Annotated in this window: 16 protein-coding genes and 1 pseudogene; 15 read left to right on the top strand and 2 right to left on the bottom strand. The window is 42.7% G+C overall.

Annotation, left to right across the window (positions count from 1 at the left end; all coding sequences use genetic code 11):
- Positions 1-5 precede the first annotated feature (5 nt).
- From obgE to yajC, 12 genes and pseudogenes are all read left to right on the top strand, one after another.
- Complete coding sequence (gene obgE, locus FFL34_RS02330; protein ID WP_138600982.1) at positions 6-1,289, top strand: GTPase ObgE; 1,284 nt, start codon at positions 6-8, stop codon at positions 1,287-1,289.
- A gap of 37 nt (positions 1,290-1,326) precedes the next feature.
- Positions 1,327-2,178 carry a prephenate dehydratase gene (gene pheA, locus FFL34_RS02325; RefSeq protein ID WP_138600980.1) on the top strand — a complete coding sequence of 284 codons (852 nt, stop codon included), beginning with the start codon at positions 1,327-1,329 and terminating at the stop codon, positions 2,176-2,178.
- Positions 2,179-2,518: 340 nt separating this feature from the next.
- Positions 2,519-3,592 (top strand): SafA/ExsA family spore coat assembly protein, encoded by a 1,074-nt coding sequence (safA, locus tag FFL34_RS18895; protein ID WP_138600978.1) that lies wholly within the window; start codon positions 2,519-2,521, stop codon positions 3,590-3,592.
- 136 nt (positions 3,593-3,728) lie between these two features.
- Positions 3,729-4,472, top strand: a complete 744-nt coding sequence (gene nadE / locus FFL34_RS02315; RefSeq protein WP_138600976.1) for an NAD(+) synthase — start codon at positions 3,729-3,731, stop codon at positions 4,470-4,472.
- Positions 4,473-4,542: 70 nt separating this feature from the next.
- The gene (locus tag FFL34_RS02310) at positions 4,543-5,100 is read left to right on the top strand and encodes a YhcN/YlaJ family sporulation lipoprotein (protein ID WP_138600974.1); all 558 of its coding nucleotides are present in this window, start codon (positions 4,543-4,545) and stop codon (positions 5,098-5,100) included.
- Positions 5,101-5,273: 173 nt separating this feature from the next.
- A complete protein-coding gene (locus FFL34_RS02305; RefSeq protein ID WP_138600972.1) occupies positions 5,274-6,005 on the top strand; it encodes a YebC/PmpR family DNA-binding transcriptional regulator in 732 nt (243 codons plus the stop codon).
- Positions 6,006-6,195: 190 nt separating this feature from the next.
- Complete coding sequence (ruvA, locus tag FFL34_RS02300; RefSeq protein WP_138600970.1) at positions 6,196-6,801, top strand: Holliday junction branch migration protein RuvA; 606 nt, start codon at positions 6,196-6,198, stop codon at positions 6,799-6,801.
- 15 nt (positions 6,802-6,816) lie between these two features.
- Positions 6,817-7,818 (top strand): Holliday junction branch migration DNA helicase RuvB, encoded by a 1,002-nt coding sequence (gene ruvB / locus FFL34_RS02295; RefSeq protein WP_138600968.1) that lies wholly within the window; start codon positions 6,817-6,819, stop codon positions 7,816-7,818.
- 1 nt (position 7,819) lies between these two features.
- Positions 7,820-8,011 (top strand): DUF2905 domain-containing protein, encoded by a 192-nt coding sequence (locus FFL34_RS02290; RefSeq protein WP_138600966.1) that lies wholly within the window; start codon positions 7,820-7,822, stop codon positions 8,009-8,011.
- Between the two features lie 18 nt (positions 8,012-8,029).
- Positions 8,030-9,058: a tRNA preQ1(34) S-adenosylmethionine ribosyltransferase-isomerase QueA gene (queA, locus tag FFL34_RS02285; RefSeq protein WP_138600964.1), complete on the top strand. Its 1,029-nt coding sequence runs from the start codon at positions 8,030-8,032 to the stop codon at positions 9,056-9,058.
- A gap of 112 nt (positions 9,059-9,170) precedes the next feature.
- Positions 9,171-10,309: pseudogene (gene tgt, locus FFL34_RS02280) on the top strand (tRNA guanosine(34) transglycosylase Tgt).
- 16 nt (positions 10,310-10,325) lie between these two features.
- Positions 10,326-10,592: a preprotein translocase subunit YajC gene (gene yajC / locus FFL34_RS02275; RefSeq protein ID WP_138600962.1), complete on the top strand. Its 267-nt coding sequence runs from the start codon at positions 10,326-10,328 to the stop codon at positions 10,590-10,592.
- A 72-nt stretch (positions 10,593-10,664) separates the two neighbouring features.
- Here yajC and FFL34_RS02270 read toward each other — a convergent pair whose 3' ends face one another.
- Complete coding sequence (locus FFL34_RS02270; protein WP_138600960.1) at positions 10,665-11,045, bottom strand: TIGR04086 family membrane protein; 381 nt, start codon at positions 11,043-11,045, stop codon at positions 10,665-10,667.
- Between the two features lie 139 nt (positions 11,046-11,184).
- On the opposite strand from FFL34_RS02270, the gene FFL34_RS02265 reads away from it, so the two are divergent.
- Positions 11,185-12,477 carry an ArsB/NhaD family transporter gene (locus FFL34_RS02265; RefSeq protein ID WP_138600958.1) on the top strand — a complete coding sequence of 431 codons (1,293 nt, stop codon included), beginning with the start codon at positions 11,185-11,187 and terminating at the stop codon, positions 12,475-12,477.
- Between the two features lie 239 nt (positions 12,478-12,716).
- Here the strand turns inward: FFL34_RS02265 and spoVB are convergent, their stop codons facing one another.
- A complete protein-coding gene (spoVB, locus tag FFL34_RS02260) occupies positions 12,717-14,270 on the bottom strand; it encodes a stage V sporulation protein B (protein ID WP_138600956.1) in 1,554 nt (517 codons plus the stop codon).
- Positions 14,271-14,405: 135 nt separating this feature from the next.
- Here spoVB and FFL34_RS02255 point away from each other — a divergent pair, with 135 nt between their 5' ends.
- Together FFL34_RS02255 and secDF are read left to right on the top strand one after the other, a co-directional pair.
- Complete coding sequence (locus FFL34_RS02255) at positions 14,406-14,690, top strand: post-transcriptional regulator (RefSeq protein ID WP_138604646.1); 285 nt, start codon at positions 14,406-14,408, stop codon at positions 14,688-14,690.
- Between the two features lie 48 nt (positions 14,691-14,738).
- Positions 14,739-17,015: a protein translocase subunit SecDF gene (gene secDF / locus FFL34_RS02250; protein WP_138600954.1), complete on the top strand. Its 2,277-nt coding sequence runs from the start codon at positions 14,739-14,741 to the stop codon at positions 17,013-17,015.
- Positions 17,016-17,095: the final 80 nt, after the last annotated feature.

The raw sequence follows: 17,095 nt of genomic DNA, 5'->3' as shown, positions 1-17,095 counted from the left end.
AAAGAATGTTTGTAGATCAGGTAAGTGTCTATGTAAAAGCGGGTGACGGAGGTAACGGTCTTACTGCATACAGACGGGAAATATATGTGCCAAAAGGTGGTCCTGCCGGTGGTGATGGCGGTAATGGCGGTGATGTTGTTTTTAAGGTTGATGAAGGTCTGAATACATTGATGGACTTTCGTTATAACCGCCATTATAAGGCAAAGCGCGGAGAAAATGGCATGAGTAAAAATAAGCATGGAAAAAATGCTGATTCGCTTGTTATCGCAGTACCACCAGGCACAACTGTAAAAGATGAGGAGACAGGAGAAGTAATTGCTGATCTGACATACCATCAGCAGGAGGCAGTGATTGCTAAAGGTGGACGCGGCGGACGTGGCAATACACGCTTTGCAACAGCAAGAAATCCAGCCCCTGAATTATCGGAAAATGGCGAACCGGGTCAAGAACGGACAATTAAAGTGGAGTTGAAAGTAATCGCGGATGTAGGTTTGGTCGGTTTTCCGAGCGTGGGCAAGTCTACTTTACTATCGGTCATTAGCGCAGCCAAACCTAAAATTGCGGATTATCATTTTACAACACTTACACCCAATCTAGGGGTAGTTGAAACAGGTGATCAGCGCAGCTTTGTCATTGCTGATTTGCCTGGTTTGATAGAAGGTGCGCATGAGGGTGTTGGATTGGGTGACCAATTTTTGCGTCATATTGAGCGCACAAGGGTTATTTTACACGTAGTCGATATGGCTGCAACAGAAGGACGCGACCCGTATGAGGATTTGGTAACCATCAATCAGGAGCTAGAAGCGTACGATCCTAAATTAATGGAACGTCCACAAATAATTGTTGCCAATAAGATTGATATGCCTGGTGCAAAGGAAAATCTTCAAAAATTTAAGGCAAAACTGAATGACGGATATTCTGTATATCCCATTTCTGCCGTGACGAAAGAGGGATTGGACGAAGCGCTGTTCGCTGTTGCGGACATGCTTGACCGTATACCTGAAGTTAGCCCGGATCCAGAGGAAGATATTGGTGAGCAAGTCGTATATCGTCATCAGAAAAAAGAAGAGCCATTCAGAATTACAAGAGATCCGGACGGTGCGTTTGTGTTGGCTGGCGCCCGAATTGAAAAATTATTTAAGATGACAGATTTCACAAAAGATGAAGCGGTTCAGCGATTTGCGCGTCAGCTGCGAGAAATGGGAGTTGACGATGCACTGCGCAAACGTGGTGCGAAAGACGGTGATACAATCCGTCTGCTGGATACAGCGTTTGAATTCATGGATTAAACATAGCATTCGATTTAATGCAAAGGGGGAATACTGAATGGTGCAAATAGGCTACTTAGGTCCGCGCGGGACATTTACAAAACTGGCGGTGGATACCGCTTTTAACGGGGAAAATAAACAAAGTTTCGATACCATCCCGGAATGTATTGACGCTGTTAGTGACCGTTCCATCGATATTGGAGTTGTACCACTGGAAAATGCCATTGAGGGGACGGTACAATTAACTGTTGATTATCTAGTCCATCAGGTTCGGTTACCAATTGTTGCTGAAATTGTTGTTCCGATCCAGCAGCATCTGCTCGTTGGACCTGACTTTTCTGGTGATTTATCGTCTATTGGTGACGTTTATTCACACAGCCATGCGATAGCACAATGTCACCAATTTCTTCATAACGAAATGTCGGATGCGAATTTGCATTTTACATCCTCCACAGGTAAAGCAGCAGAAATGATAAGTGAAAGTGGAGGAGACGTTGCGGCCATTGGCAATAAACTTGCTGCGAGTGAATACGGGTTAACAATTCATCGTGATAATATTCATGATTATTCAAATAACCATACAAGATTTGTGGTCCTTGCCAGCGATAAAGAACAGGTCAATATAAAACATGAGGTGCAGACAGAGAAGACAAGCCTTTTAATTACATTGCCAAGTGATTATGCAGGGGCGCTGTACCAAGTTCTGGCTGCTTTTGCCTGGAGAAAGATGAACCTTTCAAAAATTGAATCGCGTCCGATGAAAACCGGATTGGGAAATTACTTTTTTATTGTTGATGTGAATGAGCCATATGACGATGTATTGTTCCCTGGTGTAATAGCAGAGTTGGAAGCACTAGGATGCAAGGTGACCATTCTTGGTACATATCCGGTCTACTTGATGAATATATAGTTAATGCCGCAAATATAATAAAACTGAGAAAAATCCGAACAATGGTTCAATACTCTTTCGTTAGATTTGAATCAGTTCGGATTTTTCATTTTAATAACGAAAAAAATAAATTTTGGGAGGTCTTATAAAAAATCCCGGGAAGCGCTATAGGGCAAGGCGAATGCCTGAACTGTTCTAATGAATTAGCTGCCACTGCTAAATAATGCTTGATAATATTTCATTTGAAATGACTAACTTTTCAATTTGTTCGTTGTTAGCCTCAACTTTTGTAATTTAATTGCATATGGTGATAATGAGTGATTTGCCCAGCAAGAAATTGAATGAAAGGAGTATGAGTGATTTGAAAATTCATATTGTACAAAAAGGCGATACGTTATGGGAAATAGCAAAACAGTATAATGCAGATTTTGAGCAGGTAAAGGAGATGAATCCACAGCTATCAAGTCCCGATATGATCATGCCCGGGATGAAAATTAAAATACCAAGCTCCTCGAAACCGGTTAAGCCAGAAAAAACCAAGAAGAAAGAAATGCAAAAGCCGGAAGTTGAAAAACCATATAAAGACACATCACCCAAACCGAAGCCAGTTGAAAAAGAAGATGATGTAAAACCGCCAAAACCAGTCGAACCAAAAATGCCAATACAGCAGCAAGCCATGCAAGTACCTATCGAACAAGAAATGAACCACTACACAACAATCAACCTTCCTCAGGTACCATCTTACACAATGCCAGAACAGGCACCAACGGAAAAACCAAAACCAATGCCCTACCAACCAAAGCCGATGCCGCCTAAACAGCCACACTATACCCCGACAATCCCACAACCTCCTGTTTCAAAGGTGGAACCGTACAGCGGTAGTAAACCGGATTGCGGATGTGGTGGGAAAAAGCCGGCACAGCAGCCAATGTATCAGCAACCAATGTATAAACCGATGCCGCAGCAGCCAATGTGCGAGCAACCAATGTATAAACCGATGCCGCAGCAGCCAATGTGCGAGCAACCGATATATAAACCAATGCCACAGCAGCCAATGTGCGAGCAACCAATGTATAAACCGATGCCACAGCAACCGATGTATCAGCAACCGGTGCATAAACCGATGCCACAGCAACCAATGTATCAGCAACCGATGCATAAGCCGATGCCACCGTTTTCTCAGCATGATATGATGATGGGGTCATCATCATGTATGGAAAAGCAGGTGAAATCGGGACATTACCATTCTAATGACTGTTATCCTCATCAGCCATACCACTCGTCTAACATGTCCGGATTGCACGATAGTTATTATCAGCCCAAACCACAGCTAACAAATCCGCATGTTCCGGATGATCATTTTTCACAACCGATGCCGCCGGGATATAGGGATGATCACGACGATACATTAGACGATGAATCAGTGGGAGAATAATGGTAAGCAAGGAGATGAGGTGACACTGATCACCTCTCTTCTTTTTTTAGAGGATAAGAAACGATAAAATTTTAAAAGATGCTCAAAGAATGATACGATCAATGCAGTATTAATCAAACAAAGCAGGGTGATGATTATGGAAAAAGTAATAGACGAAATTGTACAATGGTTACGTTCAAGTGTCCGTGATGCAGGCGTTAACGGTTTGGTGACGGGTGTCAGCGGCGGGCTAGATTCAGCCGTTGTCGCTCATCTTATTCAACGGGCCTTCCCGGATGATTCTTTAGCTGTCATTATGCCACTAAACAGTAATCCCGATGATATGGAACATGCGGAAAAAGTGATTGAAACAAGCGGAATTAATCATTTGTCTGTTGATCTTACAGAAACACATCAGACAATGTATGGCCAAATTCAGGAAAAATTACAAGCAAAAGACGCATTTAGGGAAGATAGTGACCAGTTGGCGGATGCCAATTTACGAGCACGTTTAAGAATGAGCACGCTGTATACGGTTGCATCCCATTACCGTTACTTAGTTGTTGGGACTGACAATGCTGCAGAATGGTATACGGGATATTTCACGAAATATGGTGACGGTGGCGTTGATATATTGCCGCTTGTTGACTTTTTGAAACATGAGGTGAAGGAACTGGGGCAATATTTGGGCATTCCCAAAGAAATCTTGACAAAACAGCCAAGTGCGGACCTTTGGGAGGGACAGACGGATGAAGCGGAAATGGGCACAACCTATGCTAAAATCGATGCCTATCTTCAAGGTGAGGAAGTTCCTGATAAAGATAAAGAACTCATCGAACAATTGCATGCCCGAACATCACATAAACGGAATCCGGTGAAGCAGTTCCACCGGTCCCGGTAGATATTGCTTTTATTTTCCTGGAGTAAATAAACCTCATTTATCCATTCTAAAGGATAAGGGAGGTTATTTTATGCGTATAACGAAATGGATGGTAGGAATAGTTGCTTTCTTTTTCTTGATTGGCTGTGCTGCTAACGATAACAACCAGGAGAGCAGTGGGGAAAACGGAAACACACAGCCAATCAATTATGAAACGGAAAAAGAACGGCAAGATCGACAGGGGGTAGAAAAAAAGAATATTGGCGAACGTGGAGGATACCCGCAAAACGAACAAAAGAGATTGAATGATGGTGATGAAACCGGAAAAAGTGATAAATTCACTAACGAAACATCCATATCCATAGCGAATCATTTGAAAAAGAATAAAAAAGTAAAACAAGCACAGGTCACTGTCACAGATGAACGAATTGTTGTAGGCGTATTAATCAATGACTCTGCTCCACCAGATATGCGGGAACGTCTCGAACAGGAAGTGCAAGATATGGTTCCGAACAAAGAGGCCTATGTATATACAGATGATATTTTCTGGGACCGCATGCGCAATAAAGATGCAAGGCTGGATCAGCTTAATGGTGATACGGAAGAATTTTTGCGTGAATTTTTCAATCGGGACAGAGAAGATTGGTAAGCACCTCATTGTAGAATGCTTTAGATAAGCGAAGTGTCATCGCCTTTTCTGATGACACTTTTTCTGTCTGGTTAAGATATGAGAGATAAAAACACCCTCACTTTCTCTTTATTGATTAAACCATTTTTGATATAGTATAAAAAGAAAAACGCCAGGAGAGAGGAGAATGTCCAATGGCTGGTCATTCCAAGTGGAACAATATAAAACGGAGAAAGAATGCACAAGATGCAAAAAAAGGAAAAATTTTCATGCGTCATGCGAAGGATATCTATACTGCTGCTAAAGAAGGCGGCGGGGATCTCGAGACAAATGCATCGCTTAGACTTGCTGTTGATAAAGCAAGAGCAGATAATATGCCGAATGATAATATAGATCGCGCAATTAAAAAAGCAACTGGTGGCTTGGATGGTGTCAATTATGAGGAAATAACCTATGAAGGATACGGTCCGGGTGGCGTTGCCGTGATTGTCCATATCCTTACAGATAACAAGAATCGCACTGCAGCAGAAATCCGTCATGCATTTAAGAAAAACGGTGGCAATCTTGGAGAAAATGGCAGTGTATCGTTCATGTTCGACCGGAAAGGATATATTGTTATCGAAAATGAAGATGATGCTATCGATGAAGAGACGATCACACTTGAGGCAATTGAAGCTGGAGCAGAAGATATTGCATCGGTAGACGGGGCTTTTGAAGTTTATACAGCGCCTGAGGATTTTCAGGATGTGAGGGATTATCTTCGGGACCAGCAGTATGAGCTTGCCGAGGCCGAGGTGACGATGTTTCCGCAGACATACGCCAACCCAGCAGAAGAGGATGCGGAGAAAATGTTCCAGTTGATTGATATGCTGGAAGATAATGAAGATACACAAGACATTCATCATAATATGGAAACAACTGTGTAAAAACCGCATATAGCCATTAAGGCTATCTCTACACCATTAGGGGTACAAATGCAGCGGAAAAAGGTGGGGGATGCCAATTGGCAAGTGTAGCTTCTATTCTTAGGTTAGTCCGGGAATGGAAGTTTCTTTTTTTCCGTCCTGCTGCAATTATGTTAGAATAAAACGAGAGCTTAAAAAGGGAGAAGGTCTGATGATAGCATATATAAAGGGTTTGTTAGTCAGGATTCAAGGGGATGCGGTAATTGTAGACGTGCAGGGGATTGGTTATGAAATCGTCTGTGCTGATCCATATGCGTTTCAGGCGTCAATAAACAAACAGGTAACAATTAGTACATATCATTATGTTCGTGAAGATATACAGATATTATATGGATTTAAGAGTGAAGAGGAGAAATTGCTGTTTACAAAGCTAATAACCGTTTCAGGTATTGGCCCTAAAGGTGCATTGGCAATGCTTGGAGCTACAAATGGAGCCGGGCTTGTTAATGCCATCGAAAGAGAAGATGACGCTTTTCTAGTCAGTCTGCCTGGAATTGGTAAAAAGACAGCACGGCAAATTATCCTCGATTTGAAAGGGAAGTTGCCGGTTGTAACACCTGCCGCTAACGAGCCTAAGGAAACAGCGGATCAAGTTCATGCCTCACCAGAAGTGCTTCAGGAAACGCAGGAAGTGCTAAAATCCCTTGGTTATACGGACAGGGAAATCAGGACTGTTGCAACTGACCTACAGAAAGAAAACGTCGCCGGTACAGATGAACTGGTTCGTAAAGCGTTGGCATTATTAGTGGAACAGTAATAAGGTGGGATGAAAATGGAAGAACGGATGGTCACAGGTGAACTGCAAAATGAAGATGCCTCGGTTGAGCTTAGTCTACGCCCGGCGAATTTACATCAATATATTGGCCAACAAAAGGTGAAGGAGAACTTAAGTATTTTTATTCAGGCGGCAAAAATGCGGGAGGAAGCACTCGATCATGTACTGTTGTATGGGCCTCCAGGACTTGGGAAGACGACACTAGCATCGATTATTGCCAATGAAATGGGGGTACAGTTCCGTTCAACTTCGGGTCCAGCAATCGAGCGTTCGGGTGATTTGGCTGCTATTCTGTCATCACTAGAGCCCGGTGATGTATTGTTTATTGATGAAATACATCGGTTGCCGCGGTCTGTTGAAGAAATTTTATACCCGGCGATGGAGGATTTCTTTCTTGACATTGTCATCGGAACGGGACCAAGTGCACGCTCTGTAAGAATTGATTTGCCACCGTTCACGCTGGTTGGGGCGACCACAAGGGCTGGTTTATTATCGGCCCCACTTAGAGATCGTTTTGGGGTGCTGAGCCGGCTTGATTTCTATGAGCCCGATGAATTATGTGAAATTGTCGAGCGGACTGCCGATATTTTTGCGACGACGATTACTCCCGAAGCTTCTGTTGAAGTTGCACGGCGATCACGCGGAACACCACGTATTGCCAATAGGCTGCTTAAACGAATTCGTGATATTTCCCAAGTAAAAGGAGAACAGGAAATTAGCCTGGCAACGACAGACGAGGCATTGCATATGCTGCAAGTCGATGATCAAGGTCTGGATCATATTGATCACAAACTTCTCAAAGGTATCATCGATGGGTTTCAAGGCGGCCCCGTTGGGTTGGATACGATTGCGGCAACGATTGGTGAAGAGGCGCAAACAATTGAAGATGTATATGAACCATATCTGCTGCAAACCGGCTTCATCCAGCGCACACCAAGGGGACGAGTTGTAACTCAGAGGGCATACCAGCATCTTGGAATGAGGAAGGAAGACGGCTGATATGGGAAAGATGTTTATCGTTATTGGTATCATCTTTGTAGTGATTGGCTTAGTCTGGTCACTTTTCGGGAAGTTACCGGGTGATATCACCATTAAAAAGGAAAATTTTACGTTTCATTTTCCGATCGTGACATCCATCGTCGTTAGTATTATACTATCCTTAATCTTTTACATTGTGGGAAAAATTCGTTGAATAAGTAAGGAGAACAATATGAATACAGAAGACTTTGATTTTGATTTACCTGAAGAACTTATTGCGCAAACACCACTGAAGAATCGTGCTGCGTCACGTCTGCTCGTACTCGACAGAGACAAAGATAGTCTAAGGCATAAACGCTTCTCTGATATCACAGGTTATCTGCAGGAAGGTGACTGCCTCGTCTTAAATGATACGCGTGTGCTTCCGGCCAGGCTCTACGGAATAAAACAAGATACTGGCGCCAAAGTAGAAGTGCTTTTATTGCATCAGCGGGAGGAGGATACGTGGGAAGTTCTTGTGAAACCTGCGAAAAAAGTTAAGCCCGGGACGGTGATTCAATTTGGTGGCGGGAAGATTCATGCAACGTGCACCGAAATGTTGGATCATGGTGGCCGTATTTTACGCCTTGAGTATGACGGTATACTCTATGAAATCCTTGATGAACTTGGCGAAATGCCACTTCCACCTTATATAAAAGAGCAATTGCCAGAAAAGGAACGTTATCAGACCGTCTATGCCAAGGAAGAAGGGTCGGCTGCAGCTCCGACGGCCGGATTGCATTTCACCAATGAGCTCCTGGATGAAATCAAGTCCATGGGGGTTACGATTGTATTCATCACGCTACATGTCGGACTGGGGACGTTCAGGCCAGTAAGTGTGGAGTCGGTTGATGATCATACCATGCATGCCGAGTTTTATCACATGTCGAAAGAAGCAGCTAACACCCTGGCCAATGTACGAGCTAATAATGGACGGATTATTGCTGTTGGCACAACATCAACTAGAACATTAGAAACCATCGCCCGGGATAACCATGGTGATTTCCGGGAAACAAGCGGATGGACAGACATTTTTATTTATCCGCCGTATAGATTCCAAGCCATTGATGGGCTGATTACTAATTTTCATTTACCCAAATCAACGTTGATTATGATGGTCAGTGCTTTTGCTGGTAAGGATCGGATTATGAATGCCTACCGTGAGGCTGTAGAACAGCGTTACCGATTTTTCAGTTTTGGCGACGCGATGTTAATTTTATAATGAAAGCACGTTGTCAATACTAGAAAGACAAGTTCCGGCACGATTAGGGCATGCCGGATAAACTAATTTTTACCAATGTAAAATTAAAACTTATCGTAAAGGAACGAAATATATGACAGCAATAACGTACGAACATATCAAAACATGTCGTCAGACCGGCGCACGCCTTGGAAGGGTTCATACACCGCATGGATCCTTTGACACACCAGCATTCATGCCTGTAGGGACACTCGCAACTGTTAAAACAATGAGTCCAGAAGAGCTAAGGGAAATGAATGCAAACATCATACTTTCCAACACCTATCATTTATGGCTCCGACCTGGTGAGGATATTATCCAGGAAGCCGGGGGCTGCATCAGTTTATGAACTGGGATGGTGCCATACTGACTGATTCGGGTGGATTCCAGGTTTTCAGCTTGAGTGATATGCGTGATATTAAGGAAGAAGGTGTTCACTTTCGTAACCATCTAAGCGGGGAGAAGCTTTTTCTGTCCCCTGAAAAGGCAATGTGCATTCAAAATGCGCTTGGCTCAGATATCATGATGGCTTTTGATGAATGCCCGCCATATCCGGCGTCTCATGCGTACATGAAGGCTTCTGTGGAACGTACATCACGTTGGGCCGAACGCTGTCTGCGGGCACATGACAGGCCAACTGAACAAGGGTTATTCGGTATTGTTCAGGGTGGTGAGTATGAAGATTTGCGTAGACAAAGTGCCAAGGATTTGGTTTCATTAGATTTTCCCGGATATGCAATCGGAGGGCTTTCTGTTGGTGAACCGAAAGATGTCATGAACAGGATGCTTGCGTCCACGACACCACTATTGCCGTTTAATAAGCCACGCTACCTGATGGGGGTCGGCTCACCTGATTCATTAATTGATGGTGCTATACGGGGGGTTGACATGTTTGATTGTGTGCTGCCAACACGGATTGCGCGCAATGGGACATGCATGACTTCCATTGGCAGATTGGTTGTCCGGAATGCTAAATATGCCAGGGATTTCCGCCCACTTGATGAAAATTGTAACTGTTATACTTGCCGGAATTATACAAGAGCCTATATACGTCATTTAGTAAAATGCAATGAAACATTCGGATTCAGGCTTACTACTTACCATAACTTGTATTTTCTGTTAAAATTAATGGAGCAAGTACGAACTGCGATAAGCGAGGATCGGCTTGGGGATTTTAAGGAAGCATTCTTTGAACAATATGGTTTTAATAAAGAGAATGCACAGAATTTTTAACGAAGGAGGGACTAGAATGGGGACACTCGCATCATTATTACCGATTATTTTAATCTTTGTTATTTTTTATTTCCTGCTCATCCGTCCGCAGCAAAAGCGGCAGAAGCAAGTAAGGGAGATGCAAGCTAATTTGCAAAAAGGAGATAAAATAGTAACAATCGGCGGTTTGCATGGAGTTATTCATGCACTGGATGAAGATACCGTCGTTCTTCAGGAGGATAATGGGCCGAAGTTGACATTCGACCGCTCAGCAATCCGTGAAGTAAAAAATAATGCAGAATAATACTTTATGAATGCGTACATAAAGGGATAAAAAAGAAGCCAGTCCAATTTTGGATCGGCTTCTTTAAATTTTTTATGTCGTTTCCCCTTTAACCATATTGACTCCGATGACTCCACCAACCAATGCAGCAAGGATAAACCCGGTATGGGTGAGTGACTGTTCAGCGGAGAATGTCTGCTGATACCCGAGAAACTGTACGAGAAATGTGAATAAGGTGAACCCTAGCCCTGTCACTGCACCAATAACCCAACCTTTTTCTTTGCCTTTCATACCAGCAATCACGCCACCAATAAATAAAATGATTAGTCCCGCTGCTAAGGTAACCCATGATAATACGGTTTGGTCCATTGTTGTAAATTGAAGCAGTAAAGAAAGAACGATGCTAGTCACTAAAATCAGACCGAGGACCGCAATCCAGCCGTACAATAAAGCGGTAAATTGTTGTTTATGCACGCCTCTAGCCTCCTTCTTATTGATTGTCCATACACACTGTTAACCTATTCATTCCAACAGAAAAATAGACTGAAAATATTTATCTGTTATCTGGCATACAGTGGTAAAAGGACAATCATTTAATGAAAGAGGATGGCGTATGGATGTCATTTTAGCGGCAGTGATTTTCGCTGTTAGTTATCTGTTTATTATGACGGAGAAAATAAACCGTGCTGTTGTTGCGCTTGCCGGTGGAACTTTACTGTTATTAACAGGAATTTATCGTGTTAATGACGTGTTTTTGCATTATGTCGATTGGAATACCATTGCTTTGTTGTTTTCTATGATGGTGCTTATATCGATTACGGAAAAAACTGGTCTGTTTTCGTTCATTGCTATCCGTTTCGCGCAGCAGGTAAGAGGTGCGCCAATTCCGCTTATGGCAGGTTTGTGTGTTCTAACAGCAATAGGCTCTGCCCTGCTTGATAATGTGACAACGGTTCTGATATTAGTACCAATAGTTCTGAAAATAACAAGGCAGCTGCAACTCCCGGTCTTTCCATATTTATTGGCAGTGATTTTCAGTTCCAACCTTGGCGGGACAGCGACGCTAATCGGAGACCCACCCAATATTATGATTGGACAGGCGGTCGATCATCTTACTTTTCTATCATTTATCAATCATTTGGCGCCGATAGCTGGCATCATGTTTATCACGATGCTTGCCATATTGCTTCCCTTATTCCGGAAGACACTAAAATCAAGCGCATCAAATAAGCAAAAGCTGATGGAAATGGACGCATCAACCTATCTTGTACGCAGCCCAATGCTTTATCAATCAATCACCGTTCTTATCATGACGTTAACTGGTTTTATCTTCCAAACATTTCTTCATATTGATTTAACGGTGATAGCTTTAAGCGGTGCGGTTCTTTTGCTTTTACTATCAGAAGGTGAACTGTCGACGGAACAAGTTTTTTCGCAAGTGGAATGGGTGACACTATTTTTCTTCATTGGTCTGTTTGCGTTAGTTGGTGGCCTGGAGGAAGTAGGCATAATTGATGAATTGGCTAGGGCGATTGTGCTTTGGACAGATGGAGACTATGCGGCGACAGCGATACTAATTTTATGGATTTCCGGTTTGTTTTCAGGGATTGTTGATAATATTCCATTTGTCGCGGCGATGATCCCTGTTATTGAAGAATTTGAAAGCTACGGCATGGTTTATCTCGACCCGATCTGGTGGTCACTAGCACTGGGCGCTTGTATGGGCGGCAATGCAACATTGATTGGTGCATCCGCCAATGTCGTTGTTGCTGGTCTTGCAGAAGGAGATGGTCAAAAGATTCCATTTCTGCGTTTCATGCTCTATGGAGTACCATTTGTACTATTGTCCCTTGCGATAGCTACCATTTATTTATATATCCGCTATTTGATTCCGTATATGGGATAAGCATTTAATGAGACATGGCAAGCTTTCTTTATTCTTACAAGTCTATGTATTCATTTTAGGTTGCGAAAGTTGATATTTAATTAGAAAAATCCGAACGGTGATTCAAAATTTTTTCGTCAAATTTTGAATCAGTTCGGATTTTTCTTTTTACTACACATTAGTGGATGTAAACCCTTCACTACTGAACATGAGTCAACAACATACGTGAAGGTGCAAGGCGAACGTTTATATTTTCTCCTTTACTGTACCCACTTTTGTATAATCGGTATCTGTCGCAGTTCGTCTTTGGTGATGAATCGTAATACAAACAGCAAAATGACGTATATGAAGGACAACAGTGCAAGGATTAGCATTAAAAAGAATAAATTCGATTCAAGTCCGGAGAAAGCATTTTTTATATAGTGTCCACTTAACCACGTTAAACCAATTAACATTCCCATTTTTAAAATATCTTTCCCTGGTATTGAAAACTTGATCTCCTTATGAAGACTAGCCAAATGCAGTAGTGTTACGAGAATAACACCGACGGACATAGCGATAGCAACCCCATTGATGCCGAATGTTGGGTTGGACGCAAGGAAAAAGAGCACAGTCAGTTTCACCCCTGCTCCAATGAAACTATTCCACATCGCTGGTCTGGCCAAATCAAGTGCCTGCAAAGCGGCCTGTAGTGGTGACTGAATATAAAGTAAAAGGAAAAAAGGTGCCATCAGTATCAGAAAGTTGCTTGCGCTGTCAGTACCATACATAAATGTCAGGATCGGTTGAGCGAACAATGTGAGTACAACGGTTGCCAGACCGCCGGAAGCAAATGAAATCCGAATAGCCTGGTGAACCCGGTAATGGATAAGGTGGCTATTTTTGTGGGCATCCGCCTCCGAAATGGATGGTACTAATGCAATCGACAACGAATTCGTTATAAACGTAGGCAAAAACAGTAATGGTAACACGTATCCTGTCAGTTCACCGTATTGCTTGGTTGCCATTGAACTGGAAATGCCGGCAATTGCCAAGCTCTGAGCAACAAGAATTGGCTCAAGGAAATGTGATATATTTCCGATGAATCGGCTACCAGTACTTGGCAGAGAAATAGAAAAAAGCTCTCTTATCGTTTCTTTACTAGACTTGATGTAATGGAAAAACCGATGTCTGATGCGTACTACTTTATTCCGTTTAAATAACCATACGAGAAATAACAACGAAGCAAATTCACCAAGTATCACACTGAACATGGCACCTGCCGCAGCAAATTCAACACCATACGGCATAAGCAGATTTACAAAAAAGGCAACGAATACGATGCGGACTGTTTGTTCAATCACTAGCGCATAACTCTGCGGTTTCATATTCTGCCTTCCCTGAAAATAACCCCGTATCACGGAAGACATGGCGGTGATTGGAACGATTGGACTGATTGCTATTAATGGATACATGGTCCTGTCGTCTGTTAGAAGTGTTGAAGCAATAAAGGGTGCACCAAGAATCATGCCTACTGTGAAAACAATGCTTGTTATACCGGTTATGATGAGTGACACAACTAGTATTCGCTTAACTTTTGCTCGATCATGTTTTGCTTCTGCTTCTGAAACCCGTTTAGAAATGGCCACAGGGAGCCCAAGCTGTGTTAAGGTGATGACAAGGAATAATGTAGGCAATGCCATCATATAAAGGCCAACACCTTCTTCACCCATTACCCTAGCAACGACAAGGCGGTTGATAAAGCCCAGTAGTCTAGTTACCATGCCAGCGGCTATCAGGATCAATGTTCCCTGTAAAAATGTTTGTTTGCTCAATATGGCCAACCTACCTTCTCAAAAAATAAAATTTCGGATACAATAATGTATATGCAGTAGAATAGGCCAAGCATGACAAGCATCAACCGATAAACAGAAATGGTCTTTTGAAGGAGGAGGGGGATTTACGTGGAGATGGTTAAATCGGTTCATGAATGGAAAGAAGAAGTGTTTCCTGCGCTGGAAAGTAAAGCAAGCGAATTCCGGCTTATGGGATATGATAAAGTTACCGCGGAAGATATATGGAATTGCTTGAACGAGAAAGTATGGAAAAATAACCCATCTAAACGACTGTTTGAAATCGTTCAGGATATTCTCCGTCTATCATCAAATGTTTACATGAGTTACTTGACAATAAATGCTCATCAGGATGATAATTTAATGGCGTCGATTGCTGCGCTGACCAAAAAGGAATCGTAATTATATAGTTGAAAATGTCCGAACGCAATTAAGGGAGGCTACCATCGGATGAAAAACAGAGGCAGAATCGTTGCCTTTTTTCTGATTGTCTTACTATTCGCAGGAACGATCGGAACAACGGTGACAGGAATTACAAAAGATACTAATTTAGGTCTTGATCTGCAGGGCGGCTTTGAAATTTTATATAAAGTGGAACCTGTTGATGAAGATGAAGAGACGGACAGAGCTTTACTTGAGTCGACTGTCCGAATACTGAATGACCGAGTGAACCGGCTTGGCATCAGTGAAGCAAATATCGATATTGAAGGTGATGATCGAATTCGTGTTCAGCTTGCCGGCGTTGAAAACCCGGAAGAAGCACGGGAACTTTTATCGACTTCCGCACGGATCTCATTCCGAAATGTAAATGATGAAAAACTAATGGACGGAAACAATCTTGTTGAGGGAGCGGCAAAGCAGGATTTCCATCAGCGGTCAAATGAGCCGATTGTTACCTTGAAGCTAAAAGATTCATCGAAATTCCGGGATATCACTAGTAAGTTATCTTCAAAGTATCAACGCGGTATACCATTCCCGCAACGTAAGGATCTTCTCGTTATCTGGATGGATTATCAGAAAGGGGATTCATTTCAAGAAGAGGTGAAGAAAGAAGATCCAAAATATGTTTCTGCTGCAGGTGTTAAAGAAACGCTGAATACGACCAATGTCATGATTGAAGGAAATTTCACGGTCGAATCGGCACAACGGCTGGCAGATATTATCAACGCAGGTTCGCTACCGGTCAATATGGAGGAACTGTACTCTAATACGGTAGGTGCGCAGTTTGGTGAACAGGCACTGGATAAAACAGTTTTTGCCGGGATCGTCGGGATTAGCATTATCTTTTTATTTATAATGGCTGTTTATCGTTTTCCTGGTGTTATCGCAGCGATTAATTTAAGTATATACATTTATCTGATTTTACTAGTGTTTAATCTGATGAACGGTGTCCTGACACTGCAGGGTATAGCAGCGCTAATTCTCGGTGTCGGTATGGCGGTTGATGCGAATGTGATCACATTCGAGCGGATCAAAGAAGAGATCAGGGAAGGTAAATCTATTTTTGCGTCGTTTAAGGCAGGTTCGAAAAACTCACTAAGGGCAATTGTTGATGCCAATATTACGACGCTACTTGCTGCAGCGGTACTGTTTAGTTTTGGTACTAGCTCAGTCAAAGGTTTTGCAACCATGCTCATCTTGAGTATTGTCGTGAGCTTCCTAACAGCGGTATACGGCACCAGATTATTAATGGGATTATGGGTGCGCAGCAGGTTCTTGAAAAATCGTCCTGGCTGGTTCGGTGTCAAACAGAAGGACATTAAGGATATCGCTGATACAACTGAGCGTGAGCCGAAAGCATTTAATAGGGAATTGAATGTTGTCCACCATCGGAAGAAATTTTTCATTGCCTCAGCGACCATGGTTATTCTTGGTGCTGTCTCACTCGGTATCTTTCAATTGAATCCGGGAATTGATTTCACAGCCGGATCACGAGTTCAGTTGGCAGCGGATAACAGTCTTAGTGCAGAGGAAATAGAAAATGGACTGGATGAACTTAATTTGCCAGCTAAATCCGTTGTCTTGACCGGTAACAACAATAAAGGTGCCGTCCTCCGTTATGATAAGGTCATTGATGAGGACAGGATTGCTGATGTACAAGCATATTTCAAGAAAAACTTTGATGCGGATACCAGTGTGAGCGTTGTCTCCCCAATTGTAGGAGAAGAACTGGTTAAAAATGCGATTTACGCAGTAGCTATTGCATCAATCGGAATCGTTCTTTATGTAACATTACGATTCGAGCTGTTTTTTGCTATTACAGCGATTATTGCGTTAATCCATGATGCGTTTTTCATATTGGCAATCTTCAGCTTGACCCAGATTGAGTTTGACGTCACAATCGTCGCGGCCATTCTAACCATCATTGGTTACTCGATTAACGACACAATCGTTACGTTCGACAGAATACGAGAGAACTTACGCAAGGAAAAACGAATTAAAACGTTTAAAGAACTTGCCAAAGTCGTTAACAGGAGCCTTGTGCAAACCTTGACCCGAAGCGTTAATACAACCATAACAACACTAATTGCTGTATTGGCTTTTCTGTTTCTTGGTGCACAGTCCATCGCCGGTTTTGCAATTGCGCTGGCAGTCGGACTATTAGCAGGTACGTATTCTTCTCTGTTCTTGGCATCACAGCTGTGGCTCGTTTGGCGCGGGAAAAATATTAAAGACAAACCAGTTGAATTCGCCAAAAAGAAACGTACTGAAGGCCCGCAAGTGTAATTTGGCCAACAAGAAGACCCCCGAATCGAACTGCTTCGGGGGTCTTTCATGGTGAACAAAGGCGCTGAAGCCGGACCGTG

Source organism: Lentibacillus cibarius, from assembly GCF_005887555.1.
In the GTDB taxonomy this organism is placed as follows: Bacteria; Bacillota; Bacilli; order Bacillales; family Amphibacillaceae; genus Lentibacillus; species Lentibacillus cibarius.
Note: the sequence above shows the minus strand (reverse complement) of the source record. Positions and strands in the feature narration are given on the sequence as shown.

Bases quoted from the DNA above. Each gene is read 5' to 3' on its own strand.
- obgE (WP_138600982.1), top strand. From the start codon at position 6: ATGTTTGTAGATCAGGTAAGTGTCTATGTAAAAGCGGGTGACGGAGGT.
- pheA (WP_138600980.1), top strand. From the start codon at position 1,327: ATGGTGCAAATAGGCTACTTAGGTCCGCGCGGGACATTTACAAAACTG.
- nadE (WP_138600976.1), top strand. From the start codon at position 3,729: ATGGAAAAAGTAATAGACGAAATTGTACAATGGTTACGTTCAAGTGTC.
- FFL34_RS02310 (WP_138600974.1), top strand. From the start codon at position 4,543: ATGCGTATAACGAAATGGATGGTAGGAATAGTTGCTTTCTTTTTCTTG.
- FFL34_RS02305 (WP_138600972.1), top strand. From the start codon at position 5,274: ATGGCTGGTCATTCCAAGTGGAACAATATAAAACGGAGAAAGAATGCA.
- ruvA (WP_138600970.1), top strand. From the start codon at position 6,196: ATGATAGCATATATAAAGGGTTTGTTAGTCAGGATTCAAGGGGATGCG.
- ruvB (WP_138600968.1), top strand. From the start codon at position 6,817: ATGGAAGAACGGATGGTCACAGGTGAACTGCAAAATGAAGATGCCTCG.
- FFL34_RS02290 (WP_138600966.1), top strand. From the start codon at position 7,820: ATGGGAAAGATGTTTATCGTTATTGGTATCATCTTTGTAGTGATTGGC.
- queA (WP_138600964.1), top strand. From the start codon at position 8,030: ATGAATACAGAAGACTTTGATTTTGATTTACCTGAAGAACTTATTGCG.
- yajC (WP_138600962.1), top strand. From the start codon at position 10,326: ATGGGGACACTCGCATCATTATTACCGATTATTTTAATCTTTGTTATT.
- FFL34_RS02265 (WP_138600958.1), top strand. From the start codon at position 11,185: ATGGATGTCATTTTAGCGGCAGTGATTTTCGCTGTTAGTTATCTGTTT.
- FFL34_RS02255 (WP_138604646.1), top strand. From the start codon at position 14,406: ATGGTTAAATCGGTTCATGAATGGAAAGAAGAAGTGTTTCCTGCGCTG.
- secDF (WP_138600954.1), top strand. From the start codon at position 14,739: ATGAAAAACAGAGGCAGAATCGTTGCCTTTTTTCTGATTGTCTTACTA.